We start from the raw sequence: 19,318 nt of genomic DNA, 5'->3' as shown, positions 1-19,318 counted from the left end.
ATGCGTGTCCGGTTTTTCAGCCGGTTGCCACGCCTGTTTCATCTGGGGGATCGCACCATGTTTGAGCGGAAAATCGTACAGATCATTGCATTCATGCTGGTTGCCGGCGCTGCCGGATATGCGCAGGCGCAGAGCTTCGTGCGGCTGCTGCCGGAGGCGACCACACTCAGCACCGAGGAAAACAACGAGCTGAAGGCGATCAAATCGCTGCCGACGACCGAATGGGCAAGGCTCGCTGAGGTTGATCCGGAACAGTTGAAAAAGGGCGGCGACGTTACCTTCGATCTCGGCGAGGGCCGGTCGCTTTCGCTGAGCGGCAACGACAAGGTCGCGGCCACGGCGCGCGATTTCGTCTGGTCGGGCGAGGAAAAGGCGGCGAACCGCAGCAATGCGGAAAGTCCTGCCAATGCCGTCGTCACCGTCGATGGCAACGAGGTCTCGGCGACGATCCGGACCAATGAGGAGCTCTACAGCATCGAGCCGATCGGTGGCGGCGCGCATGTGATGATCAAGGTCGCCACCGATCGATTGCCGCCCGATCACACGGAGCGGCGGCTGCAGCGGCGCGGCGAGAAGCGCGAGATGCCGGGCCGCGAATTGCGCAAGGCCGACAGGGCGGTGGCGACGATCCGCGTGTTGGTTTTCTTCACGCCGAAGGCGAAGGCGCAGATCAGCAATATCGCGCTGTTTGCCAAGCAGGCGGTCAACGAGACGAACACCGCTTTTGCCAAGTCCTCGGTGAATGCCCGGGTCGAATTGGCCGATGCGCAGGTCGTGCAATATACCGAGACCGGCTCGCAGAAGCGGGACACGGCCCGCCTGACGGCGCGGCGGGACGGCTATATGGACGGCATCCATGCGATACGGGACCGGACCAAGGCCGATCTCGTACTCCTGATCACCACCGACAGAGGCGAATGCGGCTGGTCGCAGCAGGTCTATGCCAATGCGGCCTCGGCCTTTGCATCGAACTATTTCGACTGTTCGATCAAGAACCTGTCGTTTGCCCATGAGATCGGCCACCTGCTTGGCGCCTGCCACAATGTCGAGGACAGCAGCGGCTGTCCGTTTGCCTATGGTCATGGCTACCGGAACGAGCCGCAGCGCAAGCAGAGCGTCATGGCCTATCCATGCCGGCGCGTCACCTGCGTGCGGCAGCCGCAATGGTCGCGTCCGCCGGACTGGGGCAATGCGCGCCGCGCCGATGTGGTCCGGCTGCTGAATGCGACGGCCGGCCGGGCCGCGGCATTCCGCTAGAGACGGAAGGATGGGCAATGGCGTTTGAAATGTCGCCACAGCAACCGGCGGGCAGCCCGCTGACATCAGGCGTGCTTGTGTTCCTGCTGACGGATGTCGAGGGATCGACCTATCGCTGGGAGGAATTCCCTGATGCGATGGGGGAGGCGCTCGAACGGCACGACGCGATCCTGCGCGAGGCAATCCTTTCGCATGGCGGCCACGTGTTCAAGACGGTCGGCGATTCCTTCCATGCCGTCTTCTCCGCCCCGGCCGCCGCCGTCTCTGCCGCCCTCCAGGCGCAGCGGGCGCTGAATGCGCAGGATTTCGGGGCGATCGAAGGCATGAATGTGCGCATGGCCGTGCATGCCGGACCGGTCGAGGTGCGCGGCGAGGATTGCTTCGGTCCCGGCATCAATCGCGCCTCTCGGCTGCTGCTCGTCGCCTATGGCGGGCAGGTGCTGGTGTCGGGCACCGTTGCCGACCTGTTGCAGGGGAGATTGCCTGAGGGGTCCAACCTCTTCGATCTCGGCCGCCACCGCTTCCGGGATCTGCAGGAGCCGGAGCAGGTCTTCCAGCTGGTTGCCGAAGGTATCAACGAGGCCTTTCCGCCGCTGCGCTCGCTCGGCGCCCGGGCTGATCGCCTGCCGCGGCCGCTGACATCGTTAATCGGGCGTGAGGCGGAGGCCGCCGAGCTGATCGGCCGGCTGGAGCGGGCGCGGCTGCTGACCCTGATCGGGTCCGGCGGGGCGGGCAAGACGCGGCTTGCGATCGATCTCGGCGCGCGGCTGGTGGAAGCCTATCCCGATGGCGTCTGGTTCGTGGAGCTTGGACGGCTGGAGGATCCGCAGCTGGTGGCCGAGCAGATCTGCGGGACGATCGGCGTCGCCGTCCAGCATAACCGGACGGCCGTTGCGAGCGCCGTCGGCTTCATGCGCGAAAAGCAGGCGCTGCTGATCATCGACAATTGCGAGCATCTCGTCGATGCCTCGGCGGATGCTGTCGATGCCATTCTCTCCGGCTGTCCTTCAATGTCGGTCCTCGCGACATCGCGGGAGCCGTTGGGTGTCTCGGGCGAAAACCTGTTTCGCGTTCCAAGCCTCGCCGTGCCGCCACCGGAAGGAAGCACGGTCGACGAGGCGATGGCGTTTCCCTCGGTGCGGCTGTTCGTCGAACGCGCGGCGGCGGCTGCCGGAGACTTCGTGCTGACAGAGGCCAATCTGGAGGCGGTGATCAGCATTTGTCATCAGGTGGATGGCATTCCGCTGGCGATCGAGCTTGCGGTACCCAGGCTTCGGATCATGCGCCCGGAAGCGCTGGCGGCAGGCCTGCGTGACCGGTTCCGGTCGCTGGCGCAGGGAACGCGCGGAGCCCCGCCGCGCCACCGCACGCTGCAGACCTTGTTCGAGTGGAGCTACAATCTGCTCAGCGAACAGGAGCAGACCCTGCTGCGGCGTTTGTCTGTTTTCGTCGGCGGCTGGACGGTGGAATCGGCGGCGGCGGTCGTCTCCGGCGATCCGATCGACGACGACGATGTGCTGCAGCTCATCACCTCGCTTGCCGACAAGTCCCTCGTCGCTGCCGATTTCTCGACGGAGAACACCCGCTATTCGCTGCTGGAAACCACGCGCCAATATGCCTTCGCAAAGCTCTTCGAACTCGGCGAGCGGGGCCGCAGGCGGCGTCTTGCCGAGTACATGACGCAATTCTACGCGCAGGCGAGCCGCGTCTGGCCGTCCATGCCGACCGAGCCATGGATGACGTCCTATCAGTCGGAGATCGACAATCTGCGCGCCTCGCTGGAATGGGCTTTCGGGCCGGAAGGGGACGCCGATATCGGCCGGGAACTGACCAGCGTCAGCCTGCGGATATGGGACGAGCTTTCGCTGCTGCCGGAGCGGGAGCGATGGTTCTCGCTCTCCGTCGGCTCGCTTCCCGACGACACCGCGGAGGATGTCGCGGCGCGGCTCTGGCTGGGGCGGACGTCGGTCAGTTCGCATGGCGACAAGTCGACATTCGATGCTGCGATCAAGGCGGCCGCGCATTTCCGCAATCTCGGTGATCAGTTGGGCTCGGGCGAGGCGCTGGCGCGGGCAGGGGCGGCGCTGCTGACGCCCAGCCAGCGTGAGGAAGCGCTGCGCTATCTCCAGGAAGCGTTGGAGCTGCTCGCGACCCTGCCGCCGACAAAGCCTCTTGCTGCCTGTCTGCGCTCTCGCGCTGTAGCGGCCTATTTCGAAGGTCATTTTGCGGAGGCTCGCACCCTGATCGACCGCTCGTCCGTGGTGGCTCGGCTGCTGGGCGACACGCAGGGCATCGTCAATGCGATGATCGCGCTTGCCGAGCTTGAATTCGCCGAGGGCCATGTCGCGGCCGCGATCAGCACTGCGCGCCAGATGATCGACCACGAGGATTGCAACAGGCGCCAGCTGGCGCTCGGCTTCGGCAATCTGACGGCCTATCTGCTGGCTTCCGACCGGCTGACGGAGGCGCGGCTCACGGCATTCAACGGGCTGCTGAAGGCCCGCTCGCTCGGCTGGCCGGCGGCGATCACGCGTATGGTCGAGCATCTGGCGCTGATCGTCGGCATCGAGGGCGATCTCGACCGCGCCGCGGTGCTGCTCGGCTACAGCGAGCATTTCTATGTGCTGGATACGGCAAGCCGGGAGATCACCGAGAGGGTCGGCTACGAGCGGCTTTGCGCCATCCTGGAAACCATGGCTCCGATCCGGCTGACGGAGCTCAAGGCGGAGGGGGCGGCACTGCCGGAAGCCGAGGTGGTGGAGTTTGCGTTGAAATCCTAGGACCGGCCGGCATGCAGCCCGGCCTGACCTGACTGTCGCGTACGATCACGGAGGGAGGGCTTGTGATGATCAGCAGACGGGAATTCCTTGCCGCAGCGACCTGCGCGGTATCGATCGGCGGCAACGTCTTTGCTGCCGACATGCTGGCAGAGGCGCCTGCGAGTGCCGGTCCGAAAGTCTACGGCGCCGATTTCACCGGGCCGCTGCCGTCCAGCCTTTACCTGCGCGGCCGCTTGCCGCCGTCAGGCTCCGAGGAGGCGACGGCACGGCGGATCATCAACGCCGCGCCGCGTTCGACGCCGCTGGCAGTCATGCGCTACTTCGCCGGTCTTCGCGACGTCAACCGGGACGGCGAGGCCTATAATGCGGGATGGGCGAGCCGCTGGAACCCCGTTATCGTCGAGTTCTACCGGGCCACCGATGACGACCATAGCGGCGACCGGACGCCGTGGTGCGCGGCCTTTCTGAACTGGTGCCTGGAGCGCTGCGGCTATGACGGCGGCACGCGCAGCACGGTCTCCGGCAGTTTCCGCAAGGCGGGCGGGCTGACGCGCAGCCCTTCGGTCGGCGACGTCGTCGTCTTCAAGCGGGGCAACACAGGCTGCCGCGGCCATGTTGCCCTCTATCTCGGCAGGAGCGGTAGCAATTACCGGGTCATCGGCGGCAATCAGACCGATATTCACGGCCATTCCTCGATCAATATCCGTGATGTGCCTTTCCCCGGTTCCGGGCTGGCGCTCCATTCCTTTCACCGGATCTCGGCCTTCCGTCCGGCGGTGTCGCCGCGGCCGATCTGCTGATCACAGCACCCACGAAAGCAAAAAGGCGACCCAAGGGCCGCCTTTCGCATTCGAGTTTCGCACTTCTCAGTGGCTGTCCTTGCCCACTGCGCTACCGCGACATCCCTTCAGGAAGTCGAGGTCGGCGCCGGTATCGGCGCCCTGGACGTGCTGCTGGTGCAGCCAGGCGTAGCCGGAGGTCGGCAGGTCGTGGTGCGGCTTCCACTCGGCGAGGCGCTTTGCCAACTCTTCCTCGGAAATGTCGAGGTGCAGGCGGCGGTTCGGGACGTCGAGCTCGATGAAGTCGCCGTTCTTGACCACGGCCAGCGGACCGCCGACAGCGGCTTCCGGCGAGGTGTGGAGGACGACGGTGCCATAGGCGGTGCCGGACATGCGGGCGTCCGAGATACGCACCATGTCGGTGATGCCCTTCTTGAGCACCTTCGGCGGCAGACCCATGTTGCCGACTTCGGCCATACCAGGATAGCCCTTCGGACCACAGTTCTTCATGACCATGACGCAGGTCTCGTCGATGTCGAGATTGTCGTCGTTGATCTTCGCCTTGTAGTCGTCGATGTCTTCGAAGACGACGGCGCGGCCGCGGTGGACCATCAGATGCGGGGAGGCTGCCGACGGCTTCAGGACGGCGCCCTTCGGGGCGAGGTTGCCGCGAACGACGACGATGCCGCCGGATTGCGTCAGGGCCTTTTCAGCCGGGAGGATGACGTCTTCGTTCCAGTTGACGACGTCCTTGACCTCTTCCCAGACGCTCTCGCCTGATACGGTCAGCGCATCCTTGTGCAGGAGGCCGGCTTCGCCGAGGCGCTTCAGCACGACGGGCAGGCCGCCGGCATAGAAGAACTCTTCCATCAGGTACTTGCCCGACGGCATCAGGTTGACGATCGTCGGAACGTCGCGGCCGCAACGGTCCCAGTCGTCGAGCGTCAGGTCGATGCCGACGCGGCCTGCCATGGCGAGAAGATGGATGACGGCATTGGTCGAACCGCCGATCGCCGCGTTGGTGCGGATGGCGTTTTCGAAGGCCTGCTTGGTCATGATGTCGGAGGGCTTCAGGTCGTCCTTGACCATCTGCACGATGCGGCGGCCGGTCAGCTGCGCCATGACCTTGCGGCGGCTATCGACGCCCGGGATCGCGGCATTGCCGGACAGCGCCATGCCGAGCGCTTCGGCCATGGAGGCCATGGTCGAGGCGGTGCCCATGGTGTTGCAGGTGCCGGACGAACGGCTCATCGAGGCCTCGGCCTCGAGGAATTCGGCCTGCGTCATCTCGCCGGCCTTCACCATTTCGGAGAATTTCCAGAGATGCGTGCCGGAGCCGACGCGCTCGCCGCGGAAATAGCCGTTCAGCATCGGGCCGCCGGTGACGACGATCGAGGGCAGGTCGACGGAAGCCGCGCCCATGATCAGCGACGGCGTGGTCTTGTCACAGCCGACGAGCAGCACGCAGCCGTCCATCGGCTGGCCGCGGATCGCTTCTTCAACGGCGAGTGCCGCGAGGTTGCGGTACATCATCGCCGTCGGGCGGAAGGTGTTTTCCGAGGCCGAGAAGACGGGCACTTCCATCGGGAAGCCGCCGGCTTCCCAGACACCGGCCTTCACCTTTTCGGCGAGTTCGCGCAGATGGCCGTTGCACGGCGTCATGTCGGACCAGGTGTTGAGGATGCCGATGACAGGGCGTCCGTCGAACAGGTCGTGGGGATGTCCCTGGTTCTTCATCCAGCCGCGGTGATAGATCACGTCACGGCTGGTGCCGCCGTACCATTCCTGCGACCGCAGCTTGCGGGGCCATTCCGCTTTCTTGAACATTGTCTCTTGCCTTTTGAGGAATGCCGAGCCGCCCTCGCGACGGCCCGGATCACCAGTTGGTCGTCAAGCCAGCGTGTAGCTGGTCTTGACCGTTGTGTAGAATTCGGCGGCGTACTTGCCCTGCTCGCGCGGGCCGTAGGACGAGCCCTTGCGGCCGCCGAAGGGAACGTGGAAGTCGACGCCTGCGGTCGGCAGGTTGACCATCACCATGCCGGCTTCGGCATTGCGCTTGAAATGCGTCGCATGCTTGAGGCTGGTGGTGGCGATGCCGGAGGACAGGCCGAAGGGCGTGTCGTTGGCTGTCGCCAGCGCTTCTTCGTAATCCTTGACGCGGATGACCGAGACGACCGGGCCGAAGATCTCTTCGCGCGAAATGCGCATCTGGTTGGTGGCTTCGGTGAAGAGCGTCGGCTGCAGGTAGAAGCCGGGGGTGTCGCGGGTCAAGAGCTCGCCGCCGAAGGCGAGCTTGGCGCCTTCCTTCTTGCCGATCTCGATATAGTCGGTGTCGGTCTTCAGCTGGCGTTCGTCGACGACCGGGCCGATATGAGTTCCGGCCTTCATCGCGTTGTCGACGACGACGGTCTTCAGCTTTTCGGTCAGTGCCGCGACGAACTTGTCGTGGATGCCTTCGGTGACGATCAGGCGCGACGATGCCGTGCAGCGCTGGCCGGTGGAGAAGAAGCCGGAGTTGGCGGCAGCTTCGACGGCAACGGTGAGGTCGGCGTCATCGAGGACGACCATCGGGTTCTTGCCGCCCATTTCCAGCTGGAACTTGCGGTTATGCTCGATGGAAGAGGTGGCGACGCGCTTGCCGGTGCCGGTGGAGCCGGTGAAGGTGATGCCGGCGATATCCGGGCTGTCGAGCATGGCCTGGCCGACGACCGAGCCCTTGCCCATGACGAGGTTCAGAACGCCCTTCGGCAGACCTGCGCGGTGCAGGATATCGACGATCGCCCAGGAGCAGGCGGGAACGAGTTCGGCCGGCTTGAAGACGATGGTGTTGCCGTAGCAGAGCGCAGGGGCGATCTTCCAGGCGGGGATGGCGATCGGGAAGTTCCAGGGGGTGATGATGCCGATGACACCGAGCGGGTCACGGGTGATTTCGACGCCGATATTCGGGCGCACCGACGGCATCGTCTCACCGGCAAGACGGAGCGCTTCGCCTGCGAAGAATTCGAAGATCTGCGAGGCGCGGATGGTTTCGCCGATGGCTTCCGGAAGCGTCTTGCCTTCTTCGCGGGCAAGCAGAGCGCCGAGCTCGTCCTTGCGGGCCATGATCTCGTCGCCGGCCTTCTTCAGGATGACGTGACGTTCCCAGATGCCGGAGCGCGACCAGGCCGGGAAGGCGGCCTTGGCGGCAGCGATGGCGTTCTTGGTGTCTTCAGCCGAACCGTCGGCATAAAGGCCGACGACTTCGTTGGTATCCGACGGATTGATGTTCTTCGTCGCATTGGTGCCGACCCACTCGCCGGCGATCAGGTTCTGATAAATGGTCATGGGCCTGGAAGCCTCCTCTACCTTTTACGAATTTTTTGCTCCGGCCGTCTGGCGGCCGGATGAAGTGAAATTAGAGCTGCTTGACGACGATTTCTTCTTCGGCGTCGATCTTCAGCGGATTGCGCAGCGCCAGGCCGAAGTCAGCGACTTCGATTTCGAAGACGTCGCCTTCCTCGGTCTTGATGCCATCGGCGAAGGATAGTGTCGCGGTGCCGAACATGTGGACATGGACGTCGCCGGGCACGCGGAACAGGCCGTACTTGAAGTGGTGGTATTCGAGGTTGGCGAAGGTGTGCGACATGTTCGCTTCACCGGACAGGAAGGGCTTTTCGAAGATCACTTTGCCACCGCGCTTGATGCGCGAGGTGCCGCGGATGTCCTCGGGGGCTGCGCCGATGCGGATTTCCGGGCCGAAGCTTGCGGGGCGCAGCTTGGAATGGGCGAGGTAGAGATAGTTGATCCGCTCGGTGACGTGATCGGAGAATTCGTTCGACAGCGCAAAGCCGATGCGGAACGGCGAACCGTCTTCGGCGATGACATAGATGCCGGCCATCTCGGGTTCTTCACCGCCGTCGAGCGCGAAGGAGGGGGAGACGAGGGGAGCGCCGGGAGCTGCCGCACCGTAGCCGTTGCCCTTGTAGAACCACTCGGGCTGGACGCCCTTTTCGCCGGCCTTTGGCTTGCCGTTCTCAAGACCCATCTTGAACATCTTCATCGAGTCCGTGAGGGTTTCCTCGGCGGCTTCGGTGGTCTTCTTGTGCATGCTGTCGCGGGTGGCGGCAGAGCCGAGATGGGTGAGGCCGGTGCCGGTCAGATGCAGGTGGGCTGCATCGGGATGGGTGATCGGCGGCAGGAAGCTGCCGTCCGCATATGCCTTTTCGAGATCGACGGCGTCGCCGTAGCCGTGCGCCTCGATGACCGAGACGAGGGACTTGCCCTTGTTTGCTGCTTCCATGGCGAGCGCATAGACGCTGCCTGCATTCTTCACGGCCTTCGCTGCACCGCCCGGCTCGCGCACGGCGACGATGATCTCTCCGTTCGAACCCTTGATCTGCGAAATAAGCACGGTCTTCATCCTCTTTGGGTAGCTGCGGATAATGCTCCGCCTCTCCGGCTCCAGAGGGAGCCGGAATTATTCGTTTTCATGACTGCGAATGCGAATGCATGGAGCTGGCGCCGAAGCGCTCAGCCCTTGTTCTTGTTATAGACGTCGAAGAAGACGGCGGCCAAAAGGACTGCGCCCTTGACCATCTGCTGGTAGTCGATGCCGAGGCCGATGATCGACATGCCGTTGTTCATGACGCCCATGATGAAGGCGCCGATGACCGCGCCGGTGATCTTGCCGACGCCGCCGGAAGCCGATGCACCGCCGATGAAGCAGGCGGCGATAACGTCCAGTTCGAAGCCGACACCGGCCTTCGGGGTTGCCGAGTTGAGGCGAAGCGCGACGATGATGCCGGCGAGACCTGCAAGCGCACCCATGTTGACGAAGGTGTAGAAGCTCAGGCGTTCGGTGTTGATGCCGGAGAGCTTCGTGGCCTTCTCGTTGCCGCCCATGGCGTAAACGCGGCGGCCGATGGTCGTGCGGCGGGTGACGAAGGTGTAGATCGCGATCAGCACCAGCATGACGACGAGCACGTTCGGCAGACCGCGATAGGTCGACAGCTGCCAGCCGAGCGCGAGGATCGCGAGCGTGATGATGGCGTTCTGGGCGATGAAGAAGCCGAAGGGCTCGACATCGATGCCGTGGCTTTCATTGACCTTGCGGCGGCGCCAGGCGAGGTAGAAGAGAACGGCCGGGATGATCAGCGTCAGGACGAGCGAGGTCGACTGGACCGGGATGCCGGCGATGTCGATCATGTCGCCCGGCAGGAAGCCGGTGCTGATGACCTGGAATTCCTTCGGGAAGGGGCCGATGTTCTTGCCGCCCAGAACCGTCAGCGTCAGGCCGCGGAAGACGAGCATGCCCGCAAGCGTCACGATGAAGGACGGGATGCGGTGATAGGCGATGAAGTAGCCCTGTGCCGCGCCGATCAGCGCGCCGACGAGGATACAGATCACGCCGGCCAGCCAGAAGTTCACCCCGAGCGACACTGTCAGGATCGCCGCTATCGCGCCGACAAGGGCGACGATCGAGCCGACCGAGAGGTCGATGTGGCCCGCCACGATGACCAGCAGCATGCCGAGGGCCATAATGACGATGAACGAGTTCTGGAGAACGAGGTTGGTCAGATTGACCGGGCGGAACAGGATGCCGCCGGTGTAGATCTGAAAGAACAGCATGATGGCGACGAGCGCGATCAGCATGCCGTATTCGCGGATGTTGCTACGGATGTAGTCAACAACGGAAACGACGTTGCTTTCCTCGGTTGTTGGGTTGACCGGAGTCATTGTTTCTTCTCCCCTGAGCGCATGATAGCGCGCATGATGGTTTCCTGGCTCGCTTCTCCCTTCGGCAGTTCCGCGACGATCCGTCCTTCGTTCATGACGTAGATGCGGTCGCACGTACCGAGAAGCTCGGGCATTTCCGATGAGATCATCAGAACGCCTTTGCCGTCGGCGGCAAGCTGGTTGATGATAGTATAGATTTCATATTTCGCACCCACGTCGATACCGCGGGTCGGCTCGTCCAGGATCAAAACATCGGGATCGGAGAACAGCCACTTGGAGAGGACAACCTTCTGCTGGTTGCCGCCCGAGAGATTGACCGTTTCCTGGAAGATGCCCGACGAGCGGATGCGCAGCTTCGACCGGTAATCGGTCGCGACCTTGCTCTCCTTGATGTCGTCGATGATCGTGTTGTTGGAGATGCCTGCGAGATTGGCAAGCGAGGTGTTGTGCAGGATGCTGTCGTTCAGCACCAGGCCGAGATGCTTGCGGTCCTCGGTAACGTAGGCGAGGCCGGCATCGATCGCCTTGCGGACGGTGCTGACATCGACAGATTTGCCGTGCATCAGCACGTCGCCGGTGATCTTGTGGCCGTAGGCCTTGCCGAAGACGCTCATGGCGAACTCGGTACGGCCGGCACCCATCAGGCCGGCGATGCCGACGACTTCGCCCTTGCGGACGGTGACGTTGATGTCGTGCAGCACCTGGCGGTCGCGGTGATGCTGGTGATAGGCGTTCCAGTTCTTCACTTCGAGAATGGTTTCGCCGATCGGCACCGAGCGCGGCGGATAGCGGTCTTCGAGATCGCGGCCCACCATGTTGCGGATGATGATGTCTTCGCTGATCTCGTCCGCGTGACAGTCGAGCGTCTTGACGGTCATGCCGTCGCGCAGGACCGTGATCTGGTCGGCGACCTTGCGGATTTCGTTCAGCTTGTGCGAAATGATGATCGAGGTGATGCCCTGATTGCGGAACTCGATCAGCAGATTGAGAAGCGCGTCGGAGTCGCTTTCGTTCAGCGATGCGGTCGGCTCATCGAGGATGAGCAGCTTGACGCTCTTCGACAGCGCCTTGGCGATTTCGACGAGCTGCTGCTTGCCGACGCCAATGTCGGTGACCAGCGTATCAGGGGATTCGCGCAGGCCCACCTTGGCGAGCAGCTGGCGCGTACGATTGAAGGTTTCCTGCCAGCTGATGACGCCGTTCTTGGCGTTCTCGTTGCCGAGGAAGATGTTTTCGCCGATCGAGAGCAGCGGCACCAGGGCCAGCTCCTGATGGATGATGACGATGCCGATCTCTTCGGAGTCCTTCAGGACCTTGAAGTTGCGGACGTCGCCTTCGTAGACGATCTCGCCATCGTAGCTTCCGGCCGGGTAAACGCCGGAGAGAACTTTCATGAGGGTCGACTTGCCGGCCCCGTTTTCGCCCACCAATGCGTGGATCTCACCCTGGCGAACCTTGAGGTTCACATTCTCGAGCGCTTTGACACCCGGGAACGTCTTGGTGATGTTCCGCATTTCGAGGATTGTATTGTCCATAGTCAAAAATCCAGCGCCGTGACCTGAAAACCGTCAGGCGATCATAGAATCGAAGACCGGAACCCGCAACAAAGCGGGTTCCGGCCGACTTCTGAAATTACTTCAGCTGGTCTTCTTTGTAGTAACCGCTGTCGATCAGGACGGTCTTGTAGTTGTCCTTGGTGACAGCTACCGGCTTCAGCAGGTAGGACGGAACGACCTTGACGCCGTTGTCGTAGGTCTTGGTGTCGTTAACTTCCGGCTCCTTGCCGGACATGACGGCATCAACCATGGCAACGGTGACCTTAGCGAGTTCGCGGGTATCCTTGAAGATCGAGGAATACTGCTCGCCAGCGATGATCGACTTGATCGACGGAACTTCCGAGTCCTGGCCGGAAACGACCGGGAGCGGCTGGTCCGGGGTGCCGTAGCCAACGCCCTTCAGCGACGAAATGATGCCGATGGAGAGACCGTCGTAAGGCGACAGAACAGCGTCGACCTTGGCGTCGGTGTAGTTAGCCGAGAGCAGGTTGTCCATGCGAGCCTGGGCCGTTGCCGGGTCCCAACGCAGCGTGCCGACCTTGTCCATGCCGGTCTGGCCGGACTTTACGACGAGCTTGCCAGAGTCGATGTAAGGCTGAAGAACCGACATTGCGCCGTCATAGAAGAAGAAGGCGTTGTTGTCGTCCGGCGAACCGCCGAAGAGTTCGATGTTGAACGGGCCCTTGCCGTCCTTGAGGCCGAGCTTGTCGACGATCGTGCCAGCCTGGAGAACGCCAACCTGGAAGTTGTCGAACGTTGCGTAGTAGTCAACGTTGCCGGAGTCGCGGATCAGGCGGTCATAAGCGATGACCTTGATGCCGGCGTCGTGAGCCTTCTGGAGAACGTCCGAGAGGGTCGTGCCGTCGATCGAAGCGATAACGAGAACCTTGGCACCCTTGGTGACCATGTTTTCGATCTGCGAAAGCTGGTTCGGAATGTCGTCGTCAGCGTACTGGAGGTCGGTCTGGTAGCCGGCGTCCGTGAGCTGCTTGACGATGTTGTTGCCGTCGTCGATCCAGCGAGCCGAGGACTTGGTCGGCATTGCGATGCCAACGAGACCCTTGTCGGCGGCCATTGCCGGTACAACGAACGAAGCGACGCCGAAGGCAGCCGCAGCCATCAATGAGATAATGGATTTCATTTCTCTCTCCCTTGTTAATAGATCGGCGGACGAAAAATCGCCCACCACGAAACTGTGGCAGGTTCCGTAGATTGGATAGTTACTTCAGATGGTGAGAAACGAAGTAGGTCTCCTCCACGATCTCACACGTGTTGAGTGCCAACCAGCACACGGCGGCAAACTCGTACGGAATCCTATAACTGTCAAATAGAATAAGTGGTAAAGTGCATAACAAATTTGGTATATCGTTAAAAAGTATTACTTTTGATGGAAGGCGGAGGGGAGGCCGCAACCATGACGATCATCTCCGAGCCTATTTCGATGGATTACGTCGATATCCACAGCGACAATTTTGCCGATGATGCCTTTCTTCGTGCGGGTTTGAAGCTGAATCACCTGCGCATGATTGTCGCAATCGAAGATAGCGGCCAGATTTCGGCCGCTGCCGAGACGCTCGCCATCTCGCAGCCCGCCGCATCGCGAATGCTGTCCGAAATGGAATCAATCGTGAAGACGCCGCTATACGAGCGCGTGGCACGCGGCGTGGTGCTGACGACCTTCGGGGAAGCACTCGCCAAACGTGCGCGAAAGATCCTTCTGGAGCTGCGCGAAGCCGGCCGCGAGATCGCCGAATTGAAGAGCGGGAAGGGCGGTTCGGTGTTCATCGGCGCGGTGACGGCGCCGGCCATGAGCCTCGTCGTTCCGGCGATCGACAAGGTGCGCAAGAGCTTCCCCGGCATCGAGGTCAACATCCAGGTAGAGACCAGCAACGTGCTGGCGCGCGAGCTGCTGGCCGCCCGGCACGACTTCATCATCAGCCGCATCCCCGACGATCTCAATCCGCGGCTTTTCGAAGTGCGGGAGATCGGCGTCGAGAAGGCCTGTCTCATCGTGCGCAGCGGCCACCCGCTACTCAAGGGCGGGCCGAGCAGCCTTTCCGATCTGCGCGACTACGACTGGGTGTTCCAGCCGCCGGGTACGCTGCTGCGCCGCACTGTCGAGGATATCTTCCTCGGCGCCGGTGTTCCGGTGCCCGGCAATATCGTCAACACCTCGTCGCTGCTTTTGACCTGCGCCATCATCTGCAAGACGGATGCGATCGCGCCTGTTGCCGTCGATGTGGCGCAATTCCTATCGAGCCAGAGCTCGGAGGCGTCGGATGTCCGCATGCTGCCGACCGAGTTTGAGATCAACGTCAAGCCCTACAGCCTGATCACCGCCCGAGAGCGGGCGATGCCGCCGAGCGCGCGGCTGCTCTACGATCTGATCTTGGAGGAGGCGCTCGCAGTTTCGACTTAGCCGCAAGCCCGGCGCCATCTTGGCGTTGGAGACTGCGCGCCTTCGAAACAGGAAGGCAGCATGCTGTTCGGACAATCGGTGTTCCAGTCGGTTCTGGAACGGCTGAAGGCGGAAGAGGGCGGGGATGACGACGAGGCGGGCGATCAGCCCGTGGTTCATCGCGTCCATGGTTTCTCGACCGGCCTTGCCTTCGACGTGATGGAAGGGGTGTCGGCCGCCGGGCAGAAGCCGGGGCAGGCCTATTTCGACAATCTGGAATTCGAGGCGCCGCCACCGGTGCCTGAAGCAGTTGCCGTCGAGCCTGAGCCAGAACCTGTACCGGAGCCAGAGCCGGAACCTGTCATGCCCGAACATCTGTCGCGGACGGCGCCGGCCGACATTGCGGCGGAGCTGGCGATCTCGGCGGCGGATACGGTGCAGTCGCTCGGCGAAAAGCGCCGCGCCTTTGCCAAGCTCAATCATCCCGACCGCGTAGCGCCGCAATTCCGCGACAACGCGACGCGGCGCATGACTTTGGCGAATCTATTGATTGATGAAGCGGTGCGGCGTCTCAGCCGCTGATCACTCCGGATCCTTGTCTTCTTCGGCAGGCTCAGTGACGGCCGGCTTTTCTTCGGCAGGTTGCTGCGGCTTGAAGGTCCAGAACAGCATATAGAAGGCGTAGACGCCTGCGGCACCCGACAGCACGCCCCAGAAGGGATCGCCGCCGAAAAATTCGAGCACTGCCCAGCCAAGGCAAACGGCAACGATAAGTGCGCGTACCCAGGCATTGCGGTAGGCGGGGTGGCTCGGGTCGATCAGCTGCATAAGTGCTCCGGTCATATTTCCATCACTTGTCTTTAGGATGGATTTCACAAATGTGAAAGAGTGGCGGGCTTGACGGCTCGCGCAGAAAATGGAATGAAAATTCCAGAAATATTGCAATTCGGTCCATTTGTTCCGAATCCTAGGGAGGTTCTCATGACTGTCAGATTTGGTCTTCTCGGCGCCGGCCGTATCGGCAAGGTTCACGCCAAGGCGGTGACCGGCGATGCCAACGCCAAGCTCGTTGCCGTTGCCGATGCATTCCCGCAGGCGGCCGATGCGATCGCGTCCGCCTATGGCTGCGAAGTGCGCACGATCGAGGCGATCGAGGCTGCCAAGGATATCGACGCCGTCGTCATCTGCACGCCGACCGACACCCATGCCGACCTGATCGAGCGCTTTGCGCGCGCCGGCAAGGCGATCTTCTGCGAGAAGCCCGTCGATCTCGATGTCGACCGCGTCCGCGCCTGCATCAAGGTCGTCAACGAAACCAATGCCAAGCTGATGGTCGGCTTCAACCGCCGCTTCGACCCGCATTTCATGGCCGTGCGCAAGGCGATCGACGACGGCCGCATCGGCGATGTCGAGATGGTGACGATCACCTCGCGCGATCCGGGCGCTCCGCCTGTCGATTACATCAAGCGTTCCGGCGGCATCTTCCGCGACATGACGATCCACGACTTCGACATGGCGCGCTTCCTGCTCGGCGAAGAGCCGGTCTCGGTCTTCGCAACGGCTGCCGTTCTCGTCGACAAGGCGATCGGCGAGGCCGGCGACTATGACAGCGTTTCGGTTCTGCTGCAGACCAAGTCCGGCAAGCAGGCGATGATCTCCAACTCGCGCCGCGCCACCTACGGCTACGACCAGCGCATCGAGGTGCATGGCTCGAAGGGGCTCGTCTCGGCTGAGAACCAGCGCCCGGTTTCGATCGAAGTCGCAAATGGCGACGGCTATACCCGCCCGCCGCTGCACGACTTCTTCATGACCCGCTACACGGAAGCCTATGCCAACGAGATCGCCAGCTTCATCGCTGCGATCGAGAAGGGCGTCAAGATCACCCCGTCGGGCGCCGATGGCCTCGCGGCGCTGGCGCTCGCCGACGCTGCCGTGCAGTCCGTCAAGGAAGGCAAGCTCATCAAGATCGGCTGACGGCCTTCTCCCGACCGAACGCTGACCATGAGATGGCCGGGCAATCGCCCGGCCATTTCGGTTTCGGGCATCAGCGAAACTTGAATTTAGCTTCAACGTTTCGCCTTTGACGCGGCCGGGCGGGGAGGCTATCAGCCAACGATATTTTCGCTCTTGCCCCGAGCCGCATCATGACCCTCGACCGCTTCGCTCCCGCCATCTTTGTGCTTCTCTGGTCGACCGGCTGGGTCGTGGCGAAATATGCGGCAATGCATTCAGAGCCGTTCACGTTTCTCGCCATCCGCTACACGTTCTCGGCGCTGGCCTTCCTGGCGCTCTGTCTGGCGCTGAAGGCGAAATGGCCAGACCGGGCGACGGTCTGGCGAGCTGTTTATTCCGGGTTCTTCCTGCACGGCTTCTATCTCGCCGCCATCTGGTGGGCGATTGCCAATGGCGTGCCTGCCGGTATCTCGGGCGTCATCGCCGCGATGCAGCCGCTGCTGACGGCGATGGCAGCGCCCCTGCTGATCGGCGAGCGGCTGCAGCCGGCACAGAAGCTCGGGCTGGCGCTGGGCTTCCTCGGGATCATCATTGCGGTGTCGCCGAAGCTTATCGAGCCGGCGACGGCCGATCTGATGCATGCGGCGGTGCCGCTGACGATCAACCTGATCGGCATGGCATCGGTGACCTACGGCACGATCTATCAGAAGAAGCACCTGCACAGCGGCGACCTGAAGACGATCGCGACGCTGCAATATCTCGGCGCGCTCGCCATCACTGTGCCGCTGGCGCTTGCCTTCGAAAGCCTGCATTTCGACGGCACCGTCGAGGCCTTCGCCGCACTCGCCTGGTCGGTGATCGGCCTGTCGATGGGCGGTATCGGGCTGCTGCTCTATTTGATCCGCCGCGGCCAGGTATCGCGGGCGGCATCACTGATCTATCTGATGCCGCCGACGGTGGCGGTCGAGGCCTTCATCGCCTTCGGCGAACCGCTGACGCTGCCGCTCATCCTCGGCGCCGTTGTTGTCGTGACGGGCGTCTATCTGACGAATCGCAAGAGTGTTCAGGCGATCGAGGCCTGATCACTCGGCTGCGGGCGCTGTGTGCGTCAGCTTGGCGATCTTGCGGACGTGGTTGACGGCCGCGGTGCCGCCTGCGGTCTTGGTGAAGAGATCGAGCTTTTCTTCGTCGTCTTCTCCAACAGGGGTCAGCGCCTGATCCATGTAAGTCTTCGAGGCCGGATCCCGGGCGATCTTGAAGGCGGCATAGCTCATCTTCACGATGACGCTTGCGAGCTTCATGTGCTTGCTGAAGGTTTCCCAGGCAAAGCGCGGCCAGAAGAGCAAGGGGTGAACCGGCTTCAGCCCCGGGCGCAGTTCCGACGGGTGCTTGAGCCGGAGCAGGCCGCTCTGCAGCGGATGGACGTTTTCGAGCGGCACGGTCGTCGCGAAGGAGACGAGAACCTTGACGAGGCTGGCGAGCGGAACGCCGGTCGCGACAGCGCGGCGCAGCAGCGTCTTCACATGCTCGGGCGAATAATAGAGCGACCAGGCCTCGCGATAGACACCTTCCCACTCCTCGCGGCTCATCTTCTCATGCGCGGTGCAGACATGCTCGACGTCGTAGACGTTGAGGTCCTTCTCCATCTCGACGCCCTTGCGCCAGAGGGTCTGGTGATCCTCGGAGCCCGGCAGCGGGGTGAGCACGAAGAACTCGATGACATCGAGCGGCAGCTCGTGCTGGATGATCTGGATGTCGCGGCGGATGCTCTCGGGCGTATCGGCGGGGAAGCCGAGGATGTAGCCGGCGAGCGTCATGATGCCCTGCGCCTTCCAGGCGAGCAGCATCTTGCGGTATTCGGTGATCTTGTTCTGGTTCTTCTTGGCGGCCGTCAGATTGTCCGGATTGACGTTTTCGAGGCCGATGAAGACACGGGTGACGCCGGCACGCTTCGATTTCTCGATGAAGTTCGGAATCTTGTGGCAGAGCGTATCGACCTGGATCATCAGGCCGAGCGGAATGCCGTCCTTTTCCCTGAGTTCGATCAGCCGGTCGAAGATCGCTTCCCAGTCGCGGTTACGGGCGAAGTTGTCGTCGGTGATGAAGAACTTGTGGATGCCCTGCGCCCAGTTCATCCGCAGCAGCTTCTCGATGTCATCGGCAGAACGGAAGCGCGACTTGCGGCCCTGGACGTTGATGATGGTGCAGAAGGAACACTGGTAGGGGCAGCCGCGGCCGGCATCGAAGCTGCTGGAGAGGCCGAGCGTATGCTGGATGTTTTCCTTGCGCAGGAAGGGTACCGGCGTGCCGCCGATGCCCGGCAGGTCGTTCATGAAATTGTACACGGGCTCGAGCTTGCCGTAGGCGGCGTCCTGCAGCACCTTGTCCAGCCGTCCCTCGGCTTCGCCGGCGAACATCGAGATGCCCATCTCGCGGCAGGCATCGAGCTCAACGGCCTTACCGTCGAGCATCGACAGGCAGCCCGACACATGGAAACCGCCCATCGACACCGGAATGTCTGCGGCGCGGAAGGGGCGGGCGATATCCAGCGCACGGGGATACTGGTTCGACTGGACGCCGATCAGGCCGACCATGCCGAAATTGCCGTGCCGGGCAAGCTGCGCCAGAAGCTCGGGAATGTTGACGCGGGTGTTGGTCTCGTCGATCACCTTGATGTCGATACCGACACCAGGGCCGAGCACTTCGCGTTCGGCGCAGTCGGCGGCGATACCATAGAGTGCTGCCAGCGAATTGGACGGGATCATCGCCCGCCACCAGCGGATCACGTAGCCATCGTCGTCGTAATGCGACGGCTTGATCAGAATCAGCTGGAAGCGCTTGGCGCTGGAATTTTGAGGCAATGGCACGGGCAGTCTCTCT

General features: G+C 62.5%; 15 protein-coding genes. 7 read left to right on the top strand and 8 right to left on the bottom strand.

Going from position 1 to position 19,318, the window contains the following annotated elements; translation table 11 throughout:
• Positions 1–57: 57 nt before the first annotated feature.
• The 3 genes from ABIE40_RS13990 to ABIE40_RS13980 all read left to right on the top strand — a co-directional run bounded on the left by ABIE40_RS13990 (position 58) and on the right by ABIE40_RS13980 (position 4,837).
• Complete coding sequence (locus ABIE40_RS13990; protein ID WP_199627447.1) at positions 58–1,257, top strand: reprolysin-like metallopeptidase; 1,200 nt, start codon at positions 58–60, stop codon at positions 1,255–1,257.
• 17 nt (positions 1,258–1,274) lie between these two features.
• Positions 1,275–4,037 carry an adenylate/guanylate cyclase domain-containing protein gene (locus ABIE40_RS13985; protein WP_199627445.1) on the top strand — a complete coding sequence of 921 codons (2,763 nt, stop codon included), beginning with the start codon at positions 1,275–1,277 and terminating at the stop codon, positions 4,035–4,037.
• Between the two features lie 65 nt (positions 4,038–4,102).
• Positions 4,103–4,837, top strand: a complete 735-nt coding sequence (locus ABIE40_RS13980; protein WP_199627443.1) for a TIGR02594 family protein — start codon at positions 4,103–4,105, stop codon at positions 4,835–4,837.
• Positions 4,838–4,903: 66 nt separating this feature from the next.
• Here the strand turns inward: ABIE40_RS13980 and araD are convergent, their stop codons facing one another.
• The 6 genes from araD to chvE all read right to left on the bottom strand — a co-directional run bounded on the left by araD (position 4,904) and on the right by chvE (position 13,228).
• Complete coding sequence (araD, locus tag ABIE40_RS13975; RefSeq protein WP_199627441.1) at positions 4,904–6,643, bottom strand: L-arabinonate dehydratase; 1,740 nt, start codon at positions 6,641–6,643, stop codon at positions 4,904–4,906.
• Between the two features lie 63 nt (positions 6,644–6,706).
• Positions 6,707–8,140: an aldehyde dehydrogenase family protein gene (locus tag ABIE40_RS13970; protein ID WP_199627439.1), complete on the bottom strand. Its 1,434-nt coding sequence runs from the start codon at positions 8,138–8,140 to the stop codon at positions 6,707–6,709.
• Positions 8,141–8,210: 70 nt separating this feature from the next.
• Positions 8,211–9,206, bottom strand: coding sequence for an AraD1 family protein (gene araD1 / locus ABIE40_RS13965; protein WP_199627437.1), 996 nt, complete (start codon positions 9,204–9,206; stop codon positions 8,211–8,213).
• Between the two features lie 119 nt (positions 9,207–9,325).
• A complete protein-coding gene (gene mmsB, locus ABIE40_RS13960; protein WP_112719490.1) occupies positions 9,326–10,531 on the bottom strand; it encodes a multiple monosaccharide ABC transporter permease in 1,206 nt (401 codons plus the stop codon).
• Entirely contained in the window at positions 10,528–12,066 is a 1,539-nt protein-coding gene (gene mmsA / locus ABIE40_RS13955; RefSeq protein ID WP_199627429.1) for a multiple monosaccharide ABC transporter ATP-binding protein, read from the bottom strand. The genes mmsB and mmsA overlap by 4 nt, the downstream gene beginning before the upstream one ends.
• Before the next feature lie 97 nt (positions 12,067–12,163).
• Positions 12,164–13,228: a multiple monosaccharide ABC transporter substrate-binding protein gene (gene chvE / locus ABIE40_RS13950; RefSeq protein WP_112515571.1), complete on the bottom strand. Its 1,065-nt coding sequence runs from the start codon at positions 13,226–13,228 to the stop codon at positions 12,164–12,166.
• A 273-nt stretch (positions 13,229–13,501) separates the two neighbouring features.
• Here chvE and ABIE40_RS13945 point away from each other — a divergent pair, with 273 nt between their 5' ends.
• Positions 13,502–14,506 carry a LysR family transcriptional regulator gene (locus tag ABIE40_RS13945; protein ID WP_199627427.1) on the top strand — a complete coding sequence of 335 codons (1,005 nt, stop codon included), beginning with the start codon at positions 13,502–13,504 and terminating at the stop codon, positions 14,504–14,506.
• A 60-nt stretch (positions 14,507–14,566) separates the two neighbouring features.
• Positions 14,567–15,067, top strand: a complete 501-nt coding sequence (locus ABIE40_RS13940; protein ID WP_199627425.1) for a hypothetical protein — start codon at positions 14,567–14,569, stop codon at positions 15,065–15,067.
• Here ABIE40_RS13940 and ABIE40_RS13935 read toward each other — a convergent pair whose 3' ends face one another.
• Complete coding sequence (locus tag ABIE40_RS13935) at positions 15,068–15,313, bottom strand: hypothetical protein (protein ID WP_112719486.1); 246 nt, start codon at positions 15,311–15,313, stop codon at positions 15,068–15,070.
• Positions 15,314–15,466: 153 nt separating this feature from the next.
• Between ABIE40_RS13935 and iolG the strand changes: the two genes are divergently transcribed.
• Together iolG and ABIE40_RS13925 are read left to right on the top strand one after the other, a co-directional pair.
• Positions 15,467–16,459 carry an inositol 2-dehydrogenase gene (gene iolG, locus ABIE40_RS13930; RefSeq protein WP_199627423.1) on the top strand — a complete coding sequence of 331 codons (993 nt, stop codon included), beginning with the start codon at positions 15,467–15,469 and terminating at the stop codon, positions 16,457–16,459.
• Between the two features lie 170 nt (positions 16,460–16,629).
• Positions 16,630–17,520, top strand: coding sequence for a DMT family transporter (locus ABIE40_RS13925; protein WP_199627421.1), 891 nt, complete (start codon positions 16,630–16,632; stop codon positions 17,518–17,520).
• On the opposite strand, the gene ABIE40_RS13920 is transcribed toward ABIE40_RS13925, so the two are convergent.
• The gene (locus ABIE40_RS13920) at positions 17,521–19,305 is read right to left on the bottom strand and encodes a B12-binding domain-containing radical SAM protein (protein ID WP_199627414.1); all 1,785 of its coding nucleotides are present in this window, start codon (positions 19,303–19,305) and stop codon (positions 17,521–17,523) included.
• Positions 19,306–19,318 lie beyond the last annotated feature (13 nt).

The sequence above is a fragment of the Rhizobium sp. OAE497 genome (assembly GCF_040546565.1).
Taxonomy (GTDB): Bacteria; Pseudomonadota; Alphaproteobacteria; order Rhizobiales; family Rhizobiaceae; genus Rhizobium.
The sequence above is the reverse complement of the archived record's forward strand: the minus strand, read 5'-3'. Positions and strand labels throughout refer to the sequence as shown.